Source organism: Arthrobacter sp. 9V, from assembly GCF_902506065.1.
In the GTDB taxonomy this organism is placed as follows: Bacteria; Actinomycetota; Actinomycetes; order Actinomycetales; family Micrococcaceae; genus Arthrobacter.
The window spans coordinates 89,066-110,939 of record NZ_LR732912.1; the positions used below are offsets into that span (position 1 = coordinate 89,066).

A 21,874-nucleotide genomic window follows, 5' to 3' on the forward strand; every position below is an offset into this window, starting at 1 on the left:
CGGTACATTGGCTACAAATGGCCGAGCCGTTTAGACGAATGTCTAAGAGCCGCTAAATGCGGCGGCTCGAACGGCCACGAACAGCAGGAATCGGGGCAAGAGATGGCGATTACAGTCGCTGAACTCATCGCGGAGCCGCAGCTCGGACTCACCCTCACCGCTGGATCCGCCGGACTGGACAACCGCATCACGTGGGCCCACACCTCAGACCTGCCCAAGCTATGGGAATGGGTCACCGGCGGGGAGCTTATGATGACCAACGGACTGTCCATTCCTGCTGATGCCCAAGGGCAGGTGGCGCTCGCAGAAGCCCTGATGGACAGCGGTGCCAGCGCGTTGGCCATCGGCGAAAAGATGCATGCCCCGCCCCTCACGGATGAGTTCCTGGAGGCCTGCAACCGTCTCCCGCTGCCCCTGATCAACATCCCGTACCCGCTGCCGTTCATAGCGATTGCCCGTTCAGTGGCCGAGTCCTCGTTGCTCGAAGAGTCCCGCCGCCTACGTCAGACGGCCCGCGTTTACGATCTCATGCGCACTGCCGGCGCCTCCGAAGACCACTGGCAAAGCCTGGTCCAGCGGCTATCAACCGAACTCGACGCGGAACTGTTCGTAGTGGACCGGCGCTGCCTCCATCCCTGGCATCCGGACGGCCAGTCCCTCCCGGTGTTCCTCGCCGAAGAATGGGCCCCGATGTCCGGGCAGGTGGGCCTGGCCGGGAAGAACTTCCAATGGCACCGCATCCGTGGACGGCACGTGCTGACTATGGACATTCCCACCCACGCCAACGCGCTCCTGGTGGTGCTGCCCACCAGCGAACCGCACCCTGACGCCGTCGTGCTCCTCCACGCCGCAACCGTGCTGGGACTGCAGCTTTCACGTATTGTTTTGTCGCTGGAAGGCCGTCACCGGCTGGCCGGCGAGTTCCTGCTGCAAGCCATGGACGGGCGTTTGGGCGCTGCTGAGATGGAGAGCAGATTGGCCGTTTTTGAGGTCCCGCCGCAGGATTTCCTGCTCGCCACCATGACCGCGGCCGCTTCCACTGCGGACGACGGCGGCCGGTTGGCTGACGTGCATATCGAACTGTGGCGGCACGGGGTTGCGTCGGCGTCCTTGAAGCGGAACAACCGGCTCCATGTGGTGGTCCCCGCGGATGTGCCGGACCATGTCCTGGTGCATTGCGCAGGCTTGCAAACCTCGATTGGGATCAGTGCGCCGGCAGCCGTGTCCACTATCCAACGCGCGTTGCAGGAGTCCCTCTGGGCTCTCGGTTCGGCCCGTGCCAACAAGCTGGGGTTGGCCCGTTACGCGGAGGGGCCGTCATGGCTGGGACTCACCGGATTCGAGGAAGGGGCCGCGCTGGTCAGGCGTCTTCTGGGACCGATTTTCGACTACGAACAGGGCCAGGAAGGCGACCTGATTCTCACGTTGAGGACGTATTTGGACTCGCAGAGATCGTGGCAAAAAACTGCGGCAGCGCTCTTCGCGCACCGGCAAACCATCATCTACCGGATGCGGAAAATCGGCGAGTTGACGGGGCTGGACATGGGAGAAACGTCCACCGTTGCCCAGTTATGGTTCGCGTTGCAGATCCATGAAGCCATGCATCAGTAGCCGCACCTTGCTTGCGCTTATTCAAAACAACCCGCTATGGTGTGAAGCGTGTCACCCATGGTGATGCAACGCTTTTGATCTGCGGCGGGAGAGTCCTGCCGGTACATCCAGTCAGGCGCCGTAGGAGCAAATCCTCCCCAGGAATCTCTCAGGCCCATGTACCGCCGCGGTTAGGCAACTCTGGAAAGCAGTCCGGGCAACCGGACTCACCGACGGTGCAAGCAGGAAAGTATTTCTGCGGAATCTCTCAGGTCCAATACAGAGCGGGGAGGAACCCACATCATCGCGGCGCTCACTGGGCGCCTGAATCATGGAGTTCCTCTTGACTGTTCAATCAACCCCCACCGCCTTCGCGGACCGGCACATCGGCGCCCGCCGCCAAGCCGACGTTGACACCATGCTCAAGGCAATCGGCTACGACTCTGTCGACGGCCTGGTTGACGTGGCCGTCCCCGATTCCATCCGCCAGGAAACTGCCCTGAAGTTGCAGGACGCCCTCACCGAGGTGCAGGTCCTCGCCGAGCTCCGCAAGCTCGCTTCGAAAAACAAGACCGCTGTCCAGATGATCGGCCAGGGTTATTACGACACCGTGACGCCCCCGGTCATCCGCCGCAACATCCTCGAAGCTCCCGCCTGGTACACGGCCTACACCCCGTACCAGCCGGAAATTTCCCAGGGCCGGCTTGAAGCGCTGCTGAACTTCCAGACCATGGTGCAGGACCTGACGGGGCTTCCCGTAGCCAACGCCTCGTTGCTGGATGAAGCCACCGCCGTGGCTGAGGCTGTGCTGCTGATGCGCAGGGCCAACAAGAACAAAACGGCCAAGGACGGCAAGACGGTCCTCGACGCCGACCTCCTTCCGCAGACCATCGCCATTGTGAAGGGCCGCGCCGAGGCGCTGGGCTTCGAGGTCGAAATTGCTGACCTTTCGGCAGGGCTTCCCGACGGCGACATCAACGGTATCGTCCTGCAGCAGCCCGGCGTTTCAGGCCGCGTGTTCGATCACTCCGGCGTGATCGCTTCCGCGAAGGAACGCGGCGCGCTGGTCACGGTTGCCGCCGATTTGCTGGCGCTCACCCTCATCACGCCCCCGGGCGAACAAGGCGCGGACATCGCCGTCGGAACCGCGCAGCGCTTTGGTGTTCCGCTGTTCTTCGGCGGCCCGCACGCTGCCTACATGGCCGTCCGCGAAGGCATGGAGCGCACGCTTCCCGGCCGCATCGTGGGCGTGTCCAAGGACAACGCCGGCGTCCCCGCTTACCGCCTGGCACTCCAGACACGTGAGCAGCACATCCGCCGCGAGAAGGCCACGTCCAACATCTGCACCGCCCAGGCGCTACTGGCAATTGTGGCCTCCATGTACGCCGTTTACCACGGTCCGGAAGGCCTGAAGGCGATCGCCGAAACCGTCCACGGCCACGCCCGCGTTTTGGCCGCCACCCTGAAGAAAGCCGGCCGGGAACTCGTCTCCGAGGCCTTCTTCGACACCCTCACCGTGCGTGTTCCGGGCAAGGCAGACAAAGTCATCGCCGCCGCCGAAGCCCGCGGCATCAACCTCCGCCTCATCGACGCGGACACCGTTGGCGTTTCCGTTGATGAAACCACGACGCCGGAGGTCCTCTCCGCGGTGGCCGTCGCCTTTGGTGCCGGCCCAGTTGGGGACGCCTCTGGGTTCGAATTGCCTGCTGACGTGGTCCGCACGTCCGATTTCCTGCAGCACCCGGTGTTCAACACGCACCGTTCCGAGACGCAGTTGTTGCGCTATATCCGCAAGCTGTCTGACCGGGATCTCGCGCTCGACCGCACCATGATCCCGCTGGGTTCGTGCACCATGAAGCTCAATGCCACCGCGGAGATGGAAGCCATCTCCTGGCCGGAGTTCGCGTCCATCCACCCGTTCGCACCGGAGCATCAGACAGCGGGTTGGCGCGAGCTGATCGAGGACCTGGAAGCGGACCTCACAGAGATCACGGGCTACGACCAGGTCTCCATCCAGCCCAACGCCGGTTCCCAGGGCGAGCTGGCCGGCTTGCTCGCGATCCGCGGCTACCACCTGTCCCGCGGCGACGAGCAGCGCAACGTCTGCCTGATCCCGGCCTCGGCCCACGGCACCAACGCGGCGTCCGCTGTGCTGGCCGGGATGAAGGTTGTTGTGGTGGCTACGGCTGCTGACGGCACCATTGATCACTCGGACTTGACCGCCAAGATCGAGGCCCACCGCGATGTGTTGTCGGCCATCATGATCACGTACCCGTCCACGCACGGTGTCTACGACGCCGACGTCCGCGAAGTCTGTGACGCGATCCACCAAGCCGGTGGCCAGGTGTACGTTGACGGCGCCAACTTGAACGCGCTGGTTGGTTTGGCACAACCGGGCAAATTCGGCGGCGACGTGTCCCACCTGAACCTGCACAAGACCTTCTGCATCCCGCACGGCGGTGGCGGACCCGGCGTCGGTCCTGTTGCTGCGAAGGCGCACTTGGCTCCGTTCATGCCGGGCGACGCGAACAAAGCCGCGCATGAGGAAGGGCACGGTGTTGCCATCTCGGCCTCCCGCTACGGTTCGGCCGGTGTGCTGCCGATTTCCTGGGCGTACGTGAAGCTCATGGGTGGCCAGGGTTTGACGGAAGCCACCAAGTCGGCGCTTCTTGCGGCCAACTATGTCGCGTCCCGCTTGGATGAGCACTTCCCCGTTCTGTACACCGGCGAGGGCGGACTGGTGGCACACGAGTGCATCCTGGACCTCCGTGAGCTGACCGCCCGCACCGGTGTCACGGCCGAAGACGTGGCCAAGCGCCTGATCGACTTCGGCTTCCACGCCCCCACCCTCGCGTTCCCCGTTGCGGGCACCTTGATGGTGGAACCCACGGAGTCCGAGGACCTGGCCGAGATCGACCGTTTCATCGAGGCCATGATCACCATCCGTGCTGAGATCGAGCAGGTAGCCAGCGGTGATATCACTGTTGAGAAGTCGCCGCTGCGCAACGCGCCGCACACAGCTGCCGCCGTCGTAAATTCCGGCTGGGACCGCGACTACCCGCGTGAGCAGGCCGCGTTCCCCGTCCATCACCTGAAGCAGGACAAGTACTTTCCGCCGGTCGGCAGGATCGACGGCGCCGCAGGAGACCGCAACTTGGTCTGCTCCTGCCCGCCCCTCGAAGCGTTCGAGGACAACACAGCTGACTTTGAAAACTAAGGACTCCCCACATGTCTGAGAACTACACAGCTCTCTATGAGCAACACAAAAAAGCCGGCGCGTCCTTCACGGATTTCGGCGGCTGGCAGATGCCCCTCAAGTACGAGTCCGAGCTCGCCGAACACCACGCAGTCCGCAAATCCGCAGGCTTGTTCGACCTCTCCCATATGGGCGAAGTCTGGGTTTCCGGTCCCGACGCTGCTGCGTACCTGGATTTCGCACTGGTGGGCAAGTTGTCCGCTGTGGCGGTTGGCAAGGCCAAGTACTCGCTGATCTGCGACGCCGATGGCGGCATCATCGATGACCTCATCACCTACCGTCGCCCTTCACCCGAGGACGGCGTGGACAAGTACCTGGTGGTCCCCAATGCGGGCAACGCGAAGGTGGTTGCTTCAGAGTTGATGGCCCGCGCCTCCGGGTTCGACGTGGTGGTGGAAGATGCTGCCGCCGAGACATCCTTGATTGCCGTGCAAGGCCCCAACGCCGAAGCGATCCTGTTGGGTCTCGTCCCGGCAGAACAGCACGCACTCGTCACGGAACTGAAGTACTACGCGGCGGTTGAGGTATCCATGACGTTCGACGGCGGCACCCGGGACCTGCTGCTGGCCCGCACCGGATACACCGGCGAGGACGGCTTCGAGATCTACGTCCCGAACCTCGACGCCCCCGGGCTCTGGCAAGCGCTGCTCGAAGCCGGCGAAGGCCACGGACTCATCCCAGCCGGACTCGCAGCCCGCGACTCACTGCGCTTGGAAGCCGGAATGCCCCTCTACGGCAACGAGCTCTCCCGCCACGTCAACGCCTACACCGCGGGCCTTGGGCCGGTGGTTTCCCTCGCCAAGGAAAGCGACTTCATTGGCCGCGACGCACTCACCGCCATCAAGGCCGCCGGAGTCGGAACCACGCTGGGCCAGAAGCTCGTGGGCCTCAAGGGCACCGGGCGCCGCGCCGCCCGAGCCCACTACTCGGTCCTCAAGGACGGTTCCCTGATTGGCGAAGTCACCTCCGGCCAGCCCAGCCCGACGCTCGGTTACCCGATCGCGTTGGCGTATGTCGACGTCGAGCATTCCGAGCCGGGCACCATCGTAGAGGTGGACCTCCGCGGCAAAGCGGAGCCGTTCCAAGTTGTGCCGCTGCCGTTCTACAAGCGCCAAAAATAGGGAGTTTGTGTACACATAACGCCCTAATGACGCCCTCTTAAGGGCATCAGCTGTACAAAACTCTCAGAAAGAAGGAATGCGAATGAGCAAAGTAGTTGCCGAGCTGAAGTACTCGGCTGAGCACGAGTGGGTTGCCGTTGATGGTGACGGGCCTGTAGGGATTGGGATTTCGGCGGTTGCCGCTGACGCCTTGGGCGACATTGTGTACGTGGACCTGCCCGAAGTTGGTTCCACTGTGACTGCAGGCCAGACGTGTGGCGAGGTGGAATCGACCAAGTCGGTCTCTGACCTGTACTCGCCCGTGACAGGTGAGGTCACCGAGATCAACGACGCCGTTGTCAGCGATCCCGCCCTCATCAACAACGATCCCTACGGCGCCGGCTGGTTGTTCAAGGTGGCCGCCACGGAGGAAGGGCCGCTCATGTCGGCCGAAGAATACGCTTCAAAGAACGGTGGAGAACTGTGAACCCGGCAACTGTAACTGAGTACCAGCAGGTGGTGTCGGCGTCGTTGGACGCCCAGCTGTCCGAGCTTGATCCTGAAATCGCTGCGAAGATCGACGACGAATTGGGTCGCCAGCGCGACGGCCTGGAAATGATCGCCTCCGAGAACCACACCGCCGTGGCCGTGATGCAGGCCCAGGGCTCGGTGCTGACCAACAAATACGCCGAAGGGTACCCGGGCAAGCGCTACTACGGTGGTTGCGAACACGTCGACGTGATCGAGCAGCTGGCCATCGATCGCATCAAAGCCCTGTTCGGCGCCGAGTACGCGAATGTGCAGCCGCACTCCGGCGCCCAGGCCAACGCCTCGGTGATGCACGCCCTCATCAAGCCGGGCGACACCATCATGGGCTTGAACCTCGCTCACGGCGGACACCTCACCCACGGCATGCGGATCAACTTCTCCGGCAAGCTCTACAACGTGGTCCCCTACGGCGTCCGTGAGGATACCCACACGGTGGACATGGCCGAGGTTGAGGCCTTGGCACAGGAGCACAAACCGGCACTGATCGTGGCCGGCTGGTCCGCTTATGCGCGGCAGCTGGACTTCGCTGAATTCCGCCGGATCGCCGACTCCGTGGGTGCCTACCTGATGGTGGACATGGCCCACTTCGCCGGGCTCGTGGCCGCGGGTCTGCACCCTTCGCCCGTCCCGCACGCGCACGTCACCACGTCCACCACGCACAAGACACTCGCCGGTCCCCGTGGCGGCATCATCCTCTCCAACGACGCCGACATCGCCAAGAAGATCAACTCGGCCGTATTCCCGGGCCAGCAAGGCGGGCCACTGGAGCACGTCATTGCGGGTAAGGCCGTTGCGTTCAAGATCGCCGCTTCCGAAGAGTTCCGCGAACGTCAGGAACGTGTCCTCGCCGGGGCCCGGATTCTGGCCGAGCGCTTGGTGCAGCCCGACGTCGCCGCCAAGGGCATCTCCGTGGTTTCCGGCGGGACCGACGTGCACCTGGTCCTCGTGGACCTGCGCAACTGCGAGCTAGACGGCCAACAAGCCGAAGACCGCCTCGCCGCGATCGACATCACCGTCAACCGCAACGCCGTCCCCTTCGACCCCCGCCCGCCCATGGTCACCTCCGGCCTCCGGATCGGCACCCCGGCCCTGGCAACGCGCGGATTCGGCGAAGCAGCCTTCCACGAGGTAGCGGACATCATCGCCGAAGTACTGATCGCCGACGCCGACACGGACCTTTCCGGTCTACGGCACCGCGTCGACGTCCTCGCGAAAGCGCACCCGCTGTACCCGGGAGTCGCAGACCTCGGCTGAGGCGTCTACTCGGGGCCGCGTCGTGCGGGTTGGCCGGTTGGGGTTGGCATCCTCCGCGGGCTCGGTCGCACCCAAGTGCAGCGGCCGATTCGGGGGTTCGCTGCGGGAAGTGCCGTGCGCACGGCATGTTTGGCAGGGAACCCCCGAAATGGGGGTTATGCGGGACGGAGTGGGCATCCGGGTTCGTGGGTTCGTGGGTTTGCGGGTTCGCGGGTGTGCCGGTCCGGCCCATTGGGGTTGGCATCCTCCGCGGGCTCCGGTCGACCCCAAGTGCAGCGGCCGATTCGGGGGTTCGCTGCGGGAAGTGCCGTGCGCACGGCATGTTTGGCAGGGAACCCCCGAAATGGGGGCAATGGGTTTGAGGGCCCGCTCCGTTTGTTGGGGGCGGGGCGGGTTCTATTCGTTATACGTCGTTAGGAAATGACCATGGCCGTTGGGGTCTTTGATCTGTTCTCTGTGGGTATTGGCCCGTCGAGTTCCCATACTGTGGGGCCGATGCGGGCTGGTGCCGTGTTTGCACGTGAGCTTCGGGAGTCCGGGGTTCTCGAATCCGTTGCGGGTTTGCGGGTTGACCTGTACGGGTCTTTGGCTGCAACCGGCAAGGGACACGGGACCTTCACGGCCGTCTTGCTCGGACTTGAGGGCTTCGACCCCGAGCTGATCCTGCCTGACGAGGTGGAGGAGCGGCTCGCGAGGATTGCTGAGACGGGTGTGTTGAACCTGGCTGGTGCTTCGGGCGGGGGTGTGGAGGTGGCGTATGCGGTGGAGGACATGATCCTGCATCCGTTGACGGTGTTGCCGCGGCATACGAACGGGATGAAGTTCGCGGTTTCTGATGCTGAGGGGAATGTTCTCAGGGAGGCGACGTTCTTTTCGGTCGGTGGCGGGTTCATTGTCCGTGAGGGTGAGGAGAACTCGGCTCAGCAGGAGTTGGAGGAGTCGAAGAAGGAGTTGCCGTTGCCGTTCCGGACGGCGGCGGAGTTGATGGGCCGGTGCGCTTCGAAGGGTTTGGGCATTTCGGACATCATGTTCATCAATGAGCGGGCGTCCCGGAGTGAGGAGGAGATCCGGGAGGGTCTGCTCCATATCTGGTCGGTGATGGAGGCGTGTGTTGAAACCTCATTGAAGCGTGAGGGTGTGTTGCCTGGGGGTTTGAAGGTCCGGCGTCGTTCTCCTGATTGGTTGGAGCGGTTGCTGAAGGAGGATAAGGACCGGAACGATCCGAAGTATTGGCAGGAGTGGGTGAATCTGATCGCTTTGGCGGTCAATGAGGAGAACGCTTCGGGTGGCCGGGTGGTGACGGCTCCGACCAATGGTGCTGCGGGGATTATCCCGGCGGTGTTGTATTACGCGTTGAATTATGCGCCGGGCATGGACAAGGCTTCTCAGCGGGATCGGGATGATGTGGTGGTGAAGTTCTTGCTCGCCGCCGGTGCTGTGGGTGTGTTGTATAAGGAGCAGGCGTCCATTTCGGGGGCTGAGGTGGGCTGTCAGGGTGAGGTTGGGTCGGCGTCGTCGATGGCTGCTGCCGGGTTGGCTGAGGTGATGGGTGGTACTCCGGGTCAGGTGGAGAACGCGGCGGAGATCGCGATGGAACATAACCTGGGGCTCACGTGTGATCCGATCGGGGGGTTGGTGCAGATCCCGTGTATTGAGCGGAACGCGATTGCTGCGGCGAAGGCTATCAACGCGGCGAAGATGGCGTTGTGGGGTGATGGTACGCACCGGGTCTCGTTGGATGAGGTGATCGTGACCATGCGTGAAACGGGCAAGGACATGTCCCACAAGTACAAGGAAACAGCCATGGGCGGACTTGCCGTCAACGTCGTCGAATGCTGAGCGGCGCGCCACCATGCGTTGTTGGGCCCTCTCTGCGCCCCGGAACGCATGAAAGACACGAACAGAAGGCCCCGCAACGCAATAATTTTGCAGACCTACAAGGAAGAACGTCATGACACTCGCACCTGAAGGCCGTAAGTTACTGCGCGTTGAGCAGCGTAACTCGGCGGTCCCGGTTGAACGTAAGCCTGAGTGGATCAAGGCCAAGGTTCAGATGGGGCCGGAGTTTGTTCAGCTCAAGAATCTGGTGAAGAAGGAAGGCCTGCACACGGTGTGTGAGGAGGCCGGGTGCCCGAACATTTTTGAGTGCTGGGAAGATAAGGAAGCGACGTTCCTGATCGGCGGGTCCGAGTGCACGCGGCGCTGTGATTTCTGCCAGATCGATACCGGCAAGCCGTCCCCGGTGGACATGTTCGAACCCACCAAGGTGGCCCGCAGTGTCCAGGCGATGCAGTTGCGGTACGCCACCGTGACCGGGGTGGCCCGTGATGACCTCGCCGATGAGGGTGTGTGGTTGTACGCCGAAACGGTCCGGAAGATCCATGAACTGAACCCCGGCACCGGGGTGGAGTTGTTGATCCCGGACTTCTCCGGCAGGCCAGAGCACATCGCGGCGATCTGTGATTCCAAGCCCGAGGTGTTCGCGCACAACGTGGAGACCGTGCCGAGGATTTTCAAGCGGATCCGTCCGGCGTTCCGGTACGAGCGCTCCTTGGACGTGATCACGCAGGGCCGGGATTTGGGTATGGTGACCAAGTCCAACCTGATCCTGGGCATGGGCGAGACCCGCGAGGAAATTTCCGAAGCGTTGCGGGACCTGCGCGCGGCCGGGTGTGATTTGATCACCATTACCCAGTACCTGCGCCCGTCCGAGCGGCACTTGCCGGTGGACCGTTGGGTCAAGCCGCAGGAGTTCGTGGACCTTCAGAACGAGGCCGAAGAAATCGGGTTCCTTGGTGTGATGTCGGGTCCGTTGGTGCGGTCCTCGTACCGTGCAGGGCGTTTGTGGGCCACGGCCATGCGGAAGAAGGGCTGGGAAATCCCCGCAGCCCTGGCACACATCGAGTCCTCCGGCACCACCCGCCAGGAAGCCTCCACCATCCTCGCCGCCCACAGCTAAAGCAGCACAGCCATGCAGCTAAAGCAGCACAAAGCCAAGAACTCCAAGGACTCCTTGGACGCGCTCCCGCAGCCGTCCCGTGAAGGGTGCGCGCCAAGAAGAACAGCAGTAGTACGACGGCGGCTGGTTGCCTTTCCAGGGTGACCGGCCGCCGTCGGGCGCTAACTTACGGGCGTCCGTCATGAAGCCGAAGCATTCGAACACCAGCGCAGTTTTTGCTCAAGACGGGCACAATGTTCACGCACCCCGGCCAGATCCCCTTCCCTTGCCGGGGTAAGAGCCTTGTCCACTCCTTGGACAGCTCGCCCGAAAGCGAGTACTTCCGGTCCCGCCAATACCGGGATCGAAACTGACCCACCAAGTAGTTTCAGCGAAAAAAATGAGTACTCGCATCCAGCATGTGGGTATCTCCCGGTCAATGTTCGAATGAAAAATTGAGGTAGCCCGAACCATAGCCATGGGGCTTGCCGGGATTGAACTATTGGTGGCATCGCTTCATCCGACAACAACGGATCGGATGCTGGGGGTTCCGTTGCGGCTCCCCGGGACGTAGATCAACCAAGGAGTCTTACCATGCGCAAGCTTTCCAAGAAGAGCCGGATCACAGCAGCCGTCGCCGGCGTGGCATTGGTTGCAGTTGGCGGCGGAGCTGCCTATGCCTACTGGACCACTACGGGTTCGGGCAGCGGCCAAGCCACCAACTCCGCAGGCGGCGGAACGGTCACCCTCCACGCCACATTCGCTGGCGGGCTTGCTCCGGGCAACTCGGTCCCCGTTTCCTACACCGCAGATAACTCCACTACGTCCAGCACCGTGGTGGGAACCCTCAGCGCCAGCGTGACCACCAGCGTGGCCGATTGCCTGCCCACATGGTTCGACGTCACTGCCGTCACCACCAACAGCCCCGTTGCGGCCGGATCCACCGGAACATCGGTGGGCAGCGGCGTGCTCAAGTTCAACGACAGCACCACCGCCAACCAGGACGCCTGCAAGTCCGCAATCGTGACGGTCACGGTGGGCAGCCTCTAGGCCGCCGGCTTCCTCATATGAAAGCCGCCTGAAAGCTCCGGGGGCCACCTTGCGAGTGGTGGCCCCCGGCTTGCCAATTCTCTTCCCAAAGTCGTTTTCCATGACGTTTTCAACGCACGCAAGCAATGTCCGAAAAGAGCTTCCATGGACCACCGCCCAGAGCGCGACACACCGTTTCATCGAGTGCGACCTCCCTTGCGCGCGCTGCTGCTCGCCATGGTGGTGGCGATGATTCCCATGGCGACCCTGGCGACCCTGGCGGCCAGCAACGGGCAGAGCAGAGCCCAGGGCAACCAAGTCAGCGCCGCTAAGGTGCCCGCCGGGATCTCGGCAGTGCTGTCTCCCTCGAGCCGAACCGTCGACCAAGGACAGTCCGCCACGTTCACGGTGTCAGCGACGTCGACAGCGGGGTTCGTTGGGCCCGTAACCTTCACGGTGGCGGGTTTGCCGGCAGGTGCGACTGCCAGCCAGTCGCCGTCGTCGGTCAATCTCACCTCCGGTTCCACCGCGCAGGTGACGTTGACCATAGCCACGGCCACCACCACGCCGGCCACAAAGACTGATTTCACCGTCAAAGCCACCAGCGGGACATTGGTTTCCAACGCAGCGCCGGGGCAGTTGCAGGTCCTGGAGGTCAAACGAACTTTAGCTGTTTCAGGGTCCGTCAGCGGGCTGCTGGCGCCGGGGGTTTCGCGGGCTGTGGATCTGCAGATCAACAACACCAACAACAAGAGCATCGCGGTAACAAATTTGTCCGTGTCGATCGGCCAGGTGGTTCGGACTCCAGCGGCTGTGGCAGCCAACCTTCCGTGCACGGCGGCGGATTACCAGCTCACCCAATACACGGGCGCATACCCCCTCACTGTTGAGCCGGGCAACCGTTCACTTTCAAGCTTGAACGTGCCGCAAGGGAAGTGGCCACAGCTCAAAATGCTGGACACCGCCCAGCTCCAGGATGGTTGCAAAGGCGCCACCATCCAGCTCGTTTTCACCGGCACGGGACAGGCGAACTGACATGAAGACGACAGTCCGAATCCCGCGCAATCACAGCAGCGGACGCCTCGCTCGAACAGTGGCCGCCACCGCGGCGCTTTGCCTCTTGGGCGGTGCAGGAACCGCGTACGCCTACTGGGCCACCGCAGGCACCGGAAGTGGATCAGCCGCCAACGGCACCATGCAGACCGTCACTGTGGTCGCGCTCGTCCCGGGCGACACGCTGCAAACCAGCCTGGCTCCGGGAGGGACTGCCGATGTCATCCTCCGGGCATCAAACCCGAATCCTCACGCCGTCACCATCTATGGCCTCGCCGCTAACGGCCCCGTGACCGCCGATGCAGCACACCCCGGCTGCACCACCACTGGGGTAACGTTCACGCCGCCGCCAACACCCTTGACCCCGCCGGTGATCATCCAGGCGAACAGTTCCATCCTTCTGACGCTTCAGGGGGCAGCAAATATGAGCACGGCATCTGTTTCGGCGTGCCAAGGTGCCCAGTTCACGGTTCCCGTCACGCTGGAGGTACGGAAATGAGCCCGCAACACTGGCCAGCCCACCCCAGCGCCACTTTTGGCCGCTGGAACCGCATTGCGTTGATCGTGGCGGGACTCCTTCTCATTTCCTGGGGAGGGCCCGCTGCCATGGCGTTCTGGGGGTCGGTCAGCGCTGGCTCCGGCGCGGCCAAGGCCGACACCCTGGCCCAAGGCAGTAAGCCCATCACCGCGGTTTCCGGTACTAACGTCACAGTCACCTGGACGGCAAGCACGACGGCGGCAGGACGGTCCGTGACCGGCTACAGCATTGCACGTTTCGGTTCCGCAACCGGCGGTACAAGGGTTCAGGCAACGGGCGGTTGCAGCGCAACTGTTGCAGCGCTGAGTTGTGTAGAAACAGGCGTTCCCGCTGGGACTTGGTTCTACACCGTCACACCTTTGCTCTCCCTTTGGCAGGGCGCCGAGAGCACACGCAGCGTTGGTACAACACCTGTCACGGACACCACCCCGCCGCCGGCGCCAGTGGTGACGGCTCCGGTCTACGTCCATCAGGGCAACGTGGCCGGCGTTCCGGTCAGCGGCGCCGCAGAAGCCAACTCAACGGTGGTTCTCACCATCACGGGTGGAGGAGCCCTGCCGGTGACTCAAACTCTCACCACCAACGGGTCCGGAAGCTGGACCGCCGCGCCGGTGAACATGACTGCTTTCAGTCCCGGCACTATTACATACTCGGCCAAGGCAACGGATGCGGCCGGAAACACCGGGCCTGCGGGCACGGCGAGTTCCACCAAGGACGTTTCGTCGCCTACTGTCACGGGTGTCCTGTTGACTAACGGCGGTGGTACCAGCGGGATAGGAATCATCGGCACGGGTGACAAAGTCACCTTGACGTTCTCCGAACCCCTGGCCGCCAACACGATCTGCAGCGCCTGGACCAGTAACAACACCACGCTGACCCAGAACGGCAACGGCAGCAGCCAGGTGGCGGTGAACATCAGCGCCGGGAGCATCCTCACGGTTTCCGGCGCAGGATGTTCCACTCTCAGGATTGGTAGCGTGGCTCTTGGAGGTGACTACACCTCAACAGCCCTTACCTTTGCAGGGAACAACACCAGCGGTTCCAGCCTGGTATGGAACCCCGGCGCCAACACGCTCACCATCACGTTGGGCGATGGAACGGCCGGCACGAAGGTGGTGTCGTCCGAGACAGTTGCCCCCACTTACACGCCAGCTGCGGGGCTTACTGACATCGCCACCAACCCGCTGGCAGCCAGCCCCGTGACGGGCGCACCCTCCCGGTTCTGATCCCTCCATCGATTTGCAGCAGTACGTCACGGATAGTGCCCCTCCACGTGATGAGGGGCACTATCCGCCCATAATTACCGGGTAGCCCTAAACGCCGGGCGTAACCTTGAAGCGGACGCCAGTGCCGCCGTCGTACGTTTGATCCTGCGACGAAAGGCGAGCCGCCCCTTGAAGGCTGTAGCGGAAATGTTCACGATGGGTCCTGGAAACAAGGACCACCATCCCGCACTCCGCTGCGCTGTAGGCGTTTTTGTCCCGCTGATTACGTTGACGCTGCTGGGACGGCTGGACCTGGCCGTGTTTGCGTCGTTTGGTGCGTTCACCGGAATTTATGGCCGCAACGAACCCCACAGCGTGCGTTTCCGGAGCCAGGTGCGCGCCGGCGGCTTCATGCTTTTCATCATTCTTCTGGCCACGCTCACGGCTCGTCTGGCGCAAGTCGGAGGCATCGACGGTGCCGCGTATTCCTGGCTGCTGACGGCGGCTACCACCGTGGTGGCCGGTGGCTGCTCCGTGGTGGTGGCAGCTTGGCGGCTCCGTCCCGGCGGCTCGCTCTTTCACATCTTTGCCTTCGCTGCCATTGCCTCGATCCCGGCTCAACCCCCGCTTTGGGAAGCCATGTTGGTGGCGGTGGGGACTACGGTCTTTTGCTTGCTGATCGGTATGTCATCACGTGTCCTCAAAAGCCACCGGACTCCTTGGAAGCGCCCGCCGCCCATCCGTCACACTGCAGCTGAGCGCCGGGCGATCTGGCTTGAGGGCGGCGGCTACCTGGTGGCGGCGGGCCTGGCGGGAACAATCGCAACGTTGGTGGGGGAGCGGCTCGGATTCGGGCACACGTACTGGGCCATGGTGGCTGCTGTTGTTCCGCTGGTAGGCCACTCCACCCGGCACAGGGTGAGCCGTGGTATCCAAAGGATCGCGGGAACGGTGATCGGGCTGGTGTTGCTGGCCGGCATTCTCTGGTTGAACCCTGCGCCGTGGGCCATGGTTTTGGTGATCGCTGCGTGCCAGTTCGGGGCGGAGATGTTCATCGCCCGTCAGTACTTCGTGGCGCAGGTCTTCGTGACGCCCTTGGCGTTGATCGCCACGCTGCTGGCCGCGCCTGTTGACCCTGCGTTGTTGCTGCGCGACCGCATCATCGAGACCGTCATTGGTGCCGTCGTCGGTGTTGCAGTGGTGGTGGCTCCGGCTGTTTGGCGACGCTTGCGGGCCACCAAACCGGGCGTTTAGCCCCCCCACCAAAACGGTCGCTTAGCACCCCCACCAAAACGGTCGCTTAGCACCTCACCAAACCGGCAAGTCAGCGTCGCGGGAACAAATCACCTAGTATCAATTGGTTAGACAAGCAAGATACATGTCTACCAAAGGACTGGTGATGAGCGACAAAAGTGAACGTCAGGGCTATTGGTACGGGCTTGAAAGCCGCAAGCAGATGGGTGCTGTGGACGTGCTGAATGCCCTCAGGGACTACCGCTCGGCCGAGGCTGACATGCGGCGCCGAACCCAGGCATCCATGGGGATGGGTGAAACAGACCTCCTGGCCCTGAGGTACCTGCTCGAAGCTGAGCGAGCGGGGAGAGACGTGGGCCCCAAAGAGTTGACGGTCCGCTTGGGCATGACCTCAGCTTCCATGACTTCATTGGTGGACCGCCTGGTCAGGTCCGGCTACGTCACTCGCGAGCCGCACCCCACCGATCGGCGAGCCCTTATTCTCAAGACCACCCCGGGCTCGGACCAGGAAGTCCGCAGCACTTTGGGGGATATGCATGCCCGGATGATGGAAGTTGCGGGGGCCCTGAATCCCGAGGAATCGGCAGTGGTGGTGGACTTCCTCAGGCGTATGCGCAGTGCGATCGACAGCGTGGCCACGTAACGCGGACTGGACTTAAGTACTAAGTACACATATAACTAGATAGCCAAGCTACTTACTAGGGAATGTGTGGGAGAGAACGATGACAGTCGCGCTGCGTGAACCAAGCTCCACACCAGTGGCTGAAAACACCGTGGACATTGTCACGGAAAAAGTAATTCCCCAGGGACCCGTCCACTGTGGCTCCCATATGGCCATCTCCGCCGGTCCATCCTACGACTCCATGCAGTGGGTGGCTGTAGAACCGATGTGGCCTGAATGGGCATGCGGGTGCGGATTTCGGATGGACATCGACGCCCTGGACCCCGTGAGCGGCGTGTGGATTGCGGCGCTTCGCCGCCAAAGCCTTCAGCACGAACTGGCAATCGCCCACAACACGCTGGAGCTGGCGTTCAAAAAAGCGGTCGACGCCGGCGTCGACCCTTACGCTCTGGCCGAGGTGACCGGAGTCCCGGCCGCCGAAATTGACTCCCTCCTACAGTGACGCTCCTTGAACGGGCGGCTGTCCGCGCTGATCGCGGGGCCGTCTGTACTGATCGCGCCGGTGCAAGGGACATGGCAACCGCAACTGCAGCCGCCACAACCGTAACTGCAGCTTCAGTTTCGAATGCCAGCCAGCCCCACGTGGTCCTTGGAGGCCGCTATCGGCTCGGCGCACAACTGGGCGGCGGCTCGGAGGCTTACGTCAACGAGGCTTGGGACCTGGCTACCGCCAGGGCCGTAGCGGTCAAGATTTTCAGGTCAACGGATTCCGCGGATAACGCTCCTTTCCAGCGTGAGCTGGATATCCATGGACGTTTGCGGCACAAGAATATTGTCAAGGTTCTGGACTCGGGTGAGACCGGCGACGCGGGAGATCACCATCAGGAAAGCCGCGACTACGTGGTGATGGAGCTGGTGGGTGGCAAGGACCTGCGCGGGATCATGCAGCACAACCCCGCCTCGCCTGAACAAACGGCTGCGTGGATGACTGACATTGCCCGGGCTTTGGCCCACATTCATCGCAGGGGAATAGTCCACAATGACATCAAGCCCGGCAACATCCTGGTGGACTTCGATTCCGACCCGCACGGGCCGGGAATCGCGAAACTGGCCGACTTTGGAATCGCCCTCAACGGACGCCACGCTGCGCCCAACTCGTCCTCGGGCACACCCCACTACCTCAGCCCCGAAGAGGTATGCGGCGGAGCATCCACCACCGCCAGCGACATCTACTCACTGGGTTTGGTTGCGCTCGAATGCCTGACCGGAACCAAAGCGTTCCCAGGCACACCCTTGGAGTCCATGGTGGCAAGGACTCTTGGGGAACCCCGACTTCCCGGCACGGTGCGGCGGCGTTGGTCCATGGTGCTTCACGCCATGACCGACCCCCGGCCTGCCGGCAGGCCGTCTGCCAGCCAAGCCGTCGGCATGCTCCGACGCCTCAGCTGGTAGCCAACAATCAGGCAGATAGCGGCACGCTTCCTTGTGCCGAACTGGGGCCTCCTTCATGAAAGAGAGAATGAAAAATGGGAATCATCGGTTGGATCATTTTGGGTTTGATTGCCGGCGCCATCGCAAAGGCCATCATGCCCGGTAAGCAGGGTGGCGGCTGGATCACCACCATCCTCCTCGGCGTCGTGGGCGCCGTTCTGGGTGGTTGGATCGGCAGCGCAATCTTCAAGGTGGGCATCAACGAGTTCTGGTCGCTGTCCACTTGGCTGCTCGCCATCGGTGGCGCACTGTTGGTCCTCGTCATCTGGGGACTGTTCACCCGCAAGAGGGCGTAACTGCCCAAGCCCAAGAGGCCCCCGCGCTGCACGTTCTGCAGCGTTGGGGCCTCTTTGCTGTCTGGCCACGCCACCTCAGTCCACGCCACCTCAGTCGACGCCACCCTTCGGTCAGCGGCCCAGAATCCGGGCCTTCTGCGCCTGAAACTCCTTGTCAGTGAGCACTCCGGCGCCCTTCAGTTCCCCGAGCTGCTTGAGTTGGGCGAGCATGTGATCTGTTGGATCCACGACGGCGGCCGGTACAGGCGGCGGAGGCGCCGGCGTCGTTGGTGGTTCCGGCGCGAAATGCGTGCCGGCAGCTGCCGCCGCAGCGTCCTCCGCGGCGAAGCGTTGTTGTTGCCGGCGTTGAACGCGGCCGAATACTGAACCCACGACGGCGGCACGGCCGGCGGTTCTGAATAAACCCATGGTGGAATCCCTTCTTTTGGACGTAGAGGCTTCTGGACGAAGTGGCTATCCGGCTGAGTAGCCGAGGGCCAGATCGATCAGGAGACGGGCGCCGAAGCCGGTGGCCCCTTTGCTTCGCCATGCGTCGTCCTTGTCGGACTGCATGGTTCCCGCGATGTCGATGTGAGCCCAAGGAGTCTCCCCAACGAACTCGGCCAGGAATAATGCCGCAGTGGTGGAACCCGCGTAGGGTCCGCCCAGATTGGAGATGTCGGCAACATCGGAATCCAGTTGGGGACGGTAAGCCCGCTCCAACGGAAGCTGCCACACTTGCTCGTCAGCACGGTTGCCGGACGCCAGAACGCGATCCACAAGACCTTGATCGTTTCCGAACACGGGTGCAGTGAGCTGCCCCAAGGACATAAGTGCGGCGCCGGTGAGGGTGGCGATATCAACAATCCCGTCCACCTTGTCTTCCACCGCCAAGGTCAGGGCATCGCACATCACCAGCCGACCTTCGGCGTCGGTGTTCTTCACCTCGATGGTGAGTCCGCTTCGGGTGGTGAGGACGTCTCCCAACTTGTACGCCGAACCGGAGGGCATGTTGTCCGTGCACATCAGGAATCCGGTGACGGCGGATGTGCAGCCGAGATCGCGCAGGGCAGTGAAGACGGCCAGGACTGCCGCCGCCCCTCCCATGTCCATTTTCATGAGCAGGTGCATGGGGTCGCTGGGTTTGAGGCTGACACCGCCGGAGTCGTACATGATGCCCTTGCCCACCAGGCCGAGGTGGCCGGTGGGGGAGCCCTCCGGCTTGTAGCTGAGCTTGATCATGCGGGGTTCCTGCGCGCTGCCGGCGTTCACACCAAGGAGACCGCCGCAGCGGAGGTCAATCAGTTGTTGCTTGTCGAACTCCTCCACCGTGAAACCAAACCGTTTGCCGAGTTCCTGGGACACCTCACCCAAACCGGCGGCGGTGAGGTGGCTGGGCGGTGCGTTGCACAGGTCCCGGGCTATGGTGGTGGCCCGGACTTTCACCCGGCCGGTGGTCAGGCCCCGATCCGCGGCTGCCCTGTCTTCGGGTGCAGAGTCAAGGCCCGGGGCGAGGAACTGCACCTCACGCAGGGCCGCCTGCTTGCTCTTGCTCTTCAGCGTTTCATAGCTGTAGCGCGCCAGCAGCACCCCCTCAGCCAAGACCTGACCCAGCTGCTCCGCATCGATTCCCTCAGTATCGGAAAGTTCGAACCCGATGCGCGCGTGCCGCTGGGTGGCGCGGACAAGGGCCGCGGCAGCTTTACGCCTACCATCGGCGTCCAGTGAGCCGGGCTTACCACCACCCACGGCCACCACCAGGGTCCCCGAGGCGTTGGCTAACTGCAGCGTGCTTCCGGGTTTCCCGTCGAAGCCCGCACTTTCAAGGGCTTCCCGGTGCAGGCCGACGGACGCCGGGACGTCCCCTTCGGAGGGGACAAGCACGCCTATGGCATCGAGCTGATCGAAGCCGTCCACAAAGTGGAGCTCCGGCTCGTCACCTTCAATGGACGGGACAGCTGTAAAACCTTCAGGGATCAGTTTGTAAGGTTCGTGGTTCACCGTTTCACCCGTTCTGTTGTTGTAGGTACCGCTGTGGTGGCGCTGTGAGCTGCCGGTTCCGGGATGGCATCCGGATCGTCCGGCTCGAGCTGCTCAGGCAGGTCCCCCTTCATCCGGCCAGGCATACGGCCCGCCGGGACAATCGCCAGCAAGGCAAGCCCCGACAACCCAAGAAGGGAGATCTGCAACGCGCGAAGCCGTGCTTCCTCATTGACTTCTATGGCGGCCGCCAGCTCGGCAGGACTGCTCACCCGGTCACCTATGACGCCCTCCACTTGGGCGTTGGTCATGAAGTCGGCCTCGTTGACGTTCACCTTGTAAATCAACTCCTGCGATACTTCGGGATGCGCCGCGGCACCGCTGGCGATCAGGCTGGACAGCATTCCGACGGCGAACGCGCTCGCCACCGCGATGCCCACACTGCCGGAGAGGTTGTGGACCAATCCGCGCCAGGCTCCGACGTCGCCGGCCAACTCGCGCGGAACGGCGCTGAGAAGCGTATTGAACACCAACGCGACGATTGCGCCCTGACCCAGCCCCAGGAGGATCAGGCCCAGCACCACAAACAGCTGGCCCCAGTCATTGCGGATGGTGAAGGCGAGCAGGACCAGCGCGCCGGCCACCACCACAAAGCCGCCTTGGGCGATGATGCGTGGCGGGAACTTGTCGTAGAGGAACGCCACGAAGGTGCTCGCAAGGAAGATGGACAGGGTGTAAGGGATGATCGAGAACGAGGTCTCAATGCTGGAACGCCCTTGCACGATCTGCATGTACAGGGGGATCAGGAAGTTCGCTGCGGTTCCCACGAACAGCATGATGGCCATGCAAGCGGTGACAGCGAGCTCCGAGCTTGAGGCTAGAACCCTGAGGTCAAAGATGCGCGGCAGCTTGGCGTCCTGGCGTTTCCGGATCCACATGAAGAACGCCTGCCCGGCTATGGCTCCGAGAAGGATCAGGAGCGGCGCGGGCGAGAGTCCCAGGATGTCGAAGGGGGCTTGGTTGGTGGCGAACCAGGTTCCCCACGCAGACAAACCACTGAAACCGAAGCTCAGGAAAATAACGGCCACTGCGGCGATGATGGAGCCGGTCCAGTCGATCTTAAGCTTCGGTTGTGCAGGCACGGTCTTGAGCTTGAAGCTCAGCAGCAGGTTGATGGCGCCAAGGACCACCATGAGGCCAAATGAGTAGCGCCAGCCGATGGTAGTTGCGAACCAGCCGGCAACCAGCAGGGCCAGGACACCCGCTGCCGGAATGGCAGCGGCCAGGAGTCCAATGGCTTTGGCTTGCTGCTGGTCCTTGTAATTCGTGGCGATAAAGACCGTGAGGGCCGGTGCGATCAGCGCAATCACAGCGCCCGAAGACGCCTGGGCAATGAACAGCATGGCCGGACTAAGGCTAAGAGCCACACCTGCCATGGCGGCGGCATGGATGGCGACGGCGATCTGGAACACCTTTCGCGTTCCGAACCGGGCCCCCAGCTTTGCTCCCAACAGGATGAAGGCCGCCATCGAAAACGTTCCGGCGGTGATGGCGGTTCCCACCGATGTTGCTGCGGTATCCAGATCAGTGGTGATGCCCTGCATTGAAACCGTCAGGGCGTTCACGGCGAAGGACGCCTGGATCTGGGTGAGGACCACCACGATCAGGGGCAGCCAAGAAGCTGCCTTGACGGGTGGTGGGGTTGCTTTGGTGGTTTGATCAGTGGCCATGTCTTGCTCC

19 protein-coding genes and 1 riboswitch are annotated in these 21,874 nt (G+C 62.9%); of the genes, 16 read left to right on the plus strand and 3 right to left on the minus strand.

The annotated features are described in order from the left end of the window. Positions 1-102 precede the first annotated feature (102 nt). The 16 genes from BACI9J_RS00455 to BACI9J_RS00530 all read left to right on the plus strand — a co-directional run bounded on the left by BACI9J_RS00455 (position 103) and on the right by BACI9J_RS00530 (position 18,175). Positions 103-1,611, plus strand: a complete 1,509-nt coding sequence (locus BACI9J_RS00455) for a PucR family transcriptional regulator (protein WP_159732187.1) — start codon at positions 103-105, stop codon at positions 1,609-1,611. Positions 1,612-1,686: 75 nt separating this feature from the next. Next, a riboswitch (glycine riboswitch) is annotated at positions 1,687-1,785 on the plus strand. A 148-nt stretch (positions 1,786-1,933) separates the two neighbouring features. Further along, complete coding sequence (gcvP, locus tag BACI9J_RS00460) at positions 1,934-4,807, plus strand: aminomethyl-transferring glycine dehydrogenase (RefSeq protein WP_159732190.1); 2,874 nt, start codon at positions 1,934-1,936, stop codon at positions 4,805-4,807. A gap of 11 nt (positions 4,808-4,818) precedes the next feature. Beyond that, positions 4,819-5,967 (plus strand): glycine cleavage system aminomethyltransferase GcvT, encoded by a 1,149-nt coding sequence (gcvT, locus tag BACI9J_RS00465; RefSeq protein WP_159732193.1) that lies wholly within the window; start codon positions 4,819-4,821, stop codon positions 5,965-5,967. Between the two features lie 82 nt (positions 5,968-6,049). Continuing rightward, on the plus strand, positions 6,050-6,433 hold the full coding sequence (gene gcvH, locus BACI9J_RS00470; protein WP_159732196.1) for a glycine cleavage system protein GcvH: 384 nt from the start codon (positions 6,050-6,052) through the stop codon (positions 6,431-6,433). Then, positions 6,430-7,749, plus strand: coding sequence for a serine hydroxymethyltransferase (gene glyA / locus BACI9J_RS00475; RefSeq protein WP_159732199.1), 1,320 nt, complete (start codon positions 6,430-6,432; stop codon positions 7,747-7,749). Before gcvH ends, glyA begins: the two co-directional genes overlap by 4 nt. Positions 7,750-8,175: 426 nt before the next feature. Continuing rightward, positions 8,176-9,588 (plus strand): L-serine ammonia-lyase, encoded by a 1,413-nt coding sequence (locus tag BACI9J_RS00480; RefSeq protein ID WP_159732202.1) that lies wholly within the window; start codon positions 8,176-8,178, stop codon positions 9,586-9,588. Between the two features lie 112 nt (positions 9,589-9,700). Next, the gene (gene lipA, locus BACI9J_RS00485) at positions 9,701-10,708 is read left to right on the plus strand and encodes a lipoyl synthase (protein ID WP_159732205.1); all 1,008 of its coding nucleotides are present in this window, start codon (positions 9,701-9,703) and stop codon (positions 10,706-10,708) included. A gap of 573 nt (positions 10,709-11,281) precedes the next feature. Further along, entirely contained in the window at positions 11,282-11,737 is a 456-nt protein-coding gene (locus BACI9J_RS00490; protein ID WP_159732208.1) for a hypothetical protein, read from the plus strand. A 144-nt stretch (positions 11,738-11,881) separates the two neighbouring features. Further along, positions 11,882-12,751 (plus strand): COG1470 family protein, encoded by an 870-nt coding sequence (locus tag BACI9J_RS00495; protein WP_159732211.1) that lies wholly within the window; start codon positions 11,882-11,884, stop codon positions 12,749-12,751. A 1-nt stretch (position 12,752) separates the two neighbouring features. Then, complete coding sequence (locus tag BACI9J_RS00500) at positions 12,753-13,268, plus strand: hypothetical protein (RefSeq protein WP_159732214.1); 516 nt, start codon at positions 12,753-12,755, stop codon at positions 13,266-13,268. After that, positions 13,265-14,533 carry a hypothetical protein gene (locus BACI9J_RS00505; protein WP_159732217.1) on the plus strand — a complete coding sequence of 423 codons (1,269 nt, stop codon included), beginning with the start codon at positions 13,265-13,267 and terminating at the stop codon, positions 14,531-14,533. Before BACI9J_RS00500 ends, BACI9J_RS00505 begins: the two co-directional genes overlap by 4 nt. 186 nt (positions 14,534-14,719) lie before the next feature. After that, a complete protein-coding gene (locus BACI9J_RS00510; RefSeq protein ID WP_159732220.1) occupies positions 14,720-15,766 on the plus strand; it encodes an FUSC family protein in 1,047 nt (348 codons plus the stop codon). Between the two features lie 145 nt (positions 15,767-15,911). Next, positions 15,912-16,409, plus strand: a complete 498-nt coding sequence (locus tag BACI9J_RS00515; RefSeq protein ID WP_236558258.1) for a MarR family winged helix-turn-helix transcriptional regulator — start codon at positions 15,912-15,914, stop codon at positions 16,407-16,409. 79 nt (positions 16,410-16,488) lie between these two features. Beyond that, positions 16,489-16,890 (plus strand): hypothetical protein, encoded by a 402-nt coding sequence (locus BACI9J_RS00520; protein WP_159732226.1) that lies wholly within the window; start codon positions 16,489-16,491, stop codon positions 16,888-16,890. Positions 16,891-16,961: 71 nt separating this feature from the next. Beyond that, positions 16,962-17,840, plus strand: coding sequence for a serine/threonine-protein kinase (locus tag BACI9J_RS00525; RefSeq protein ID WP_236558261.1), 879 nt, complete (start codon positions 16,962-16,964; stop codon positions 17,838-17,840). 74 nt (positions 17,841-17,914) lie between these two features. After that, a complete protein-coding gene (locus BACI9J_RS00530; protein WP_159732232.1) occupies positions 17,915-18,175 on the plus strand; it encodes a GlsB/YeaQ/YmgE family stress response membrane protein in 261 nt (86 codons plus the stop codon). 111 nt (positions 18,176-18,286) lie between these two features. Here the strand turns inward: BACI9J_RS00530 and BACI9J_RS00535 are convergent, their stop codons facing one another. Genes BACI9J_RS00535 through BACI9J_RS00545 form a run of 3 tightly spaced genes read right to left on the minus strand, consistent with a single transcriptional unit; the run spans position 18,287 to position 21,864 of the window. Beyond that, a complete protein-coding gene (locus BACI9J_RS00535) occupies positions 18,287-18,583 on the minus strand; it encodes an SHOCT domain-containing protein (protein WP_159732234.1) in 297 nt (98 codons plus the stop codon). A 45-nt stretch (positions 18,584-18,628) separates the two neighbouring features. Further along, positions 18,629-20,155 (minus strand): leucyl aminopeptidase, encoded by a 1,527-nt coding sequence (locus tag BACI9J_RS00540; protein ID WP_159732237.1) that lies wholly within the window; start codon positions 20,153-20,155, stop codon positions 18,629-18,631. Then, the gene (locus BACI9J_RS00545; RefSeq protein ID WP_159732240.1) at positions 20,152-21,864 is read right to left on the minus strand and encodes an MFS transporter; all 1,713 of its coding nucleotides are present in this window, start codon (positions 21,862-21,864) and stop codon (positions 20,152-20,154) included. The genes BACI9J_RS00540 and BACI9J_RS00545 overlap by 4 nt, the downstream gene beginning before the upstream one ends. Positions 21,865-21,874: the final 10 nt, after the last annotated feature.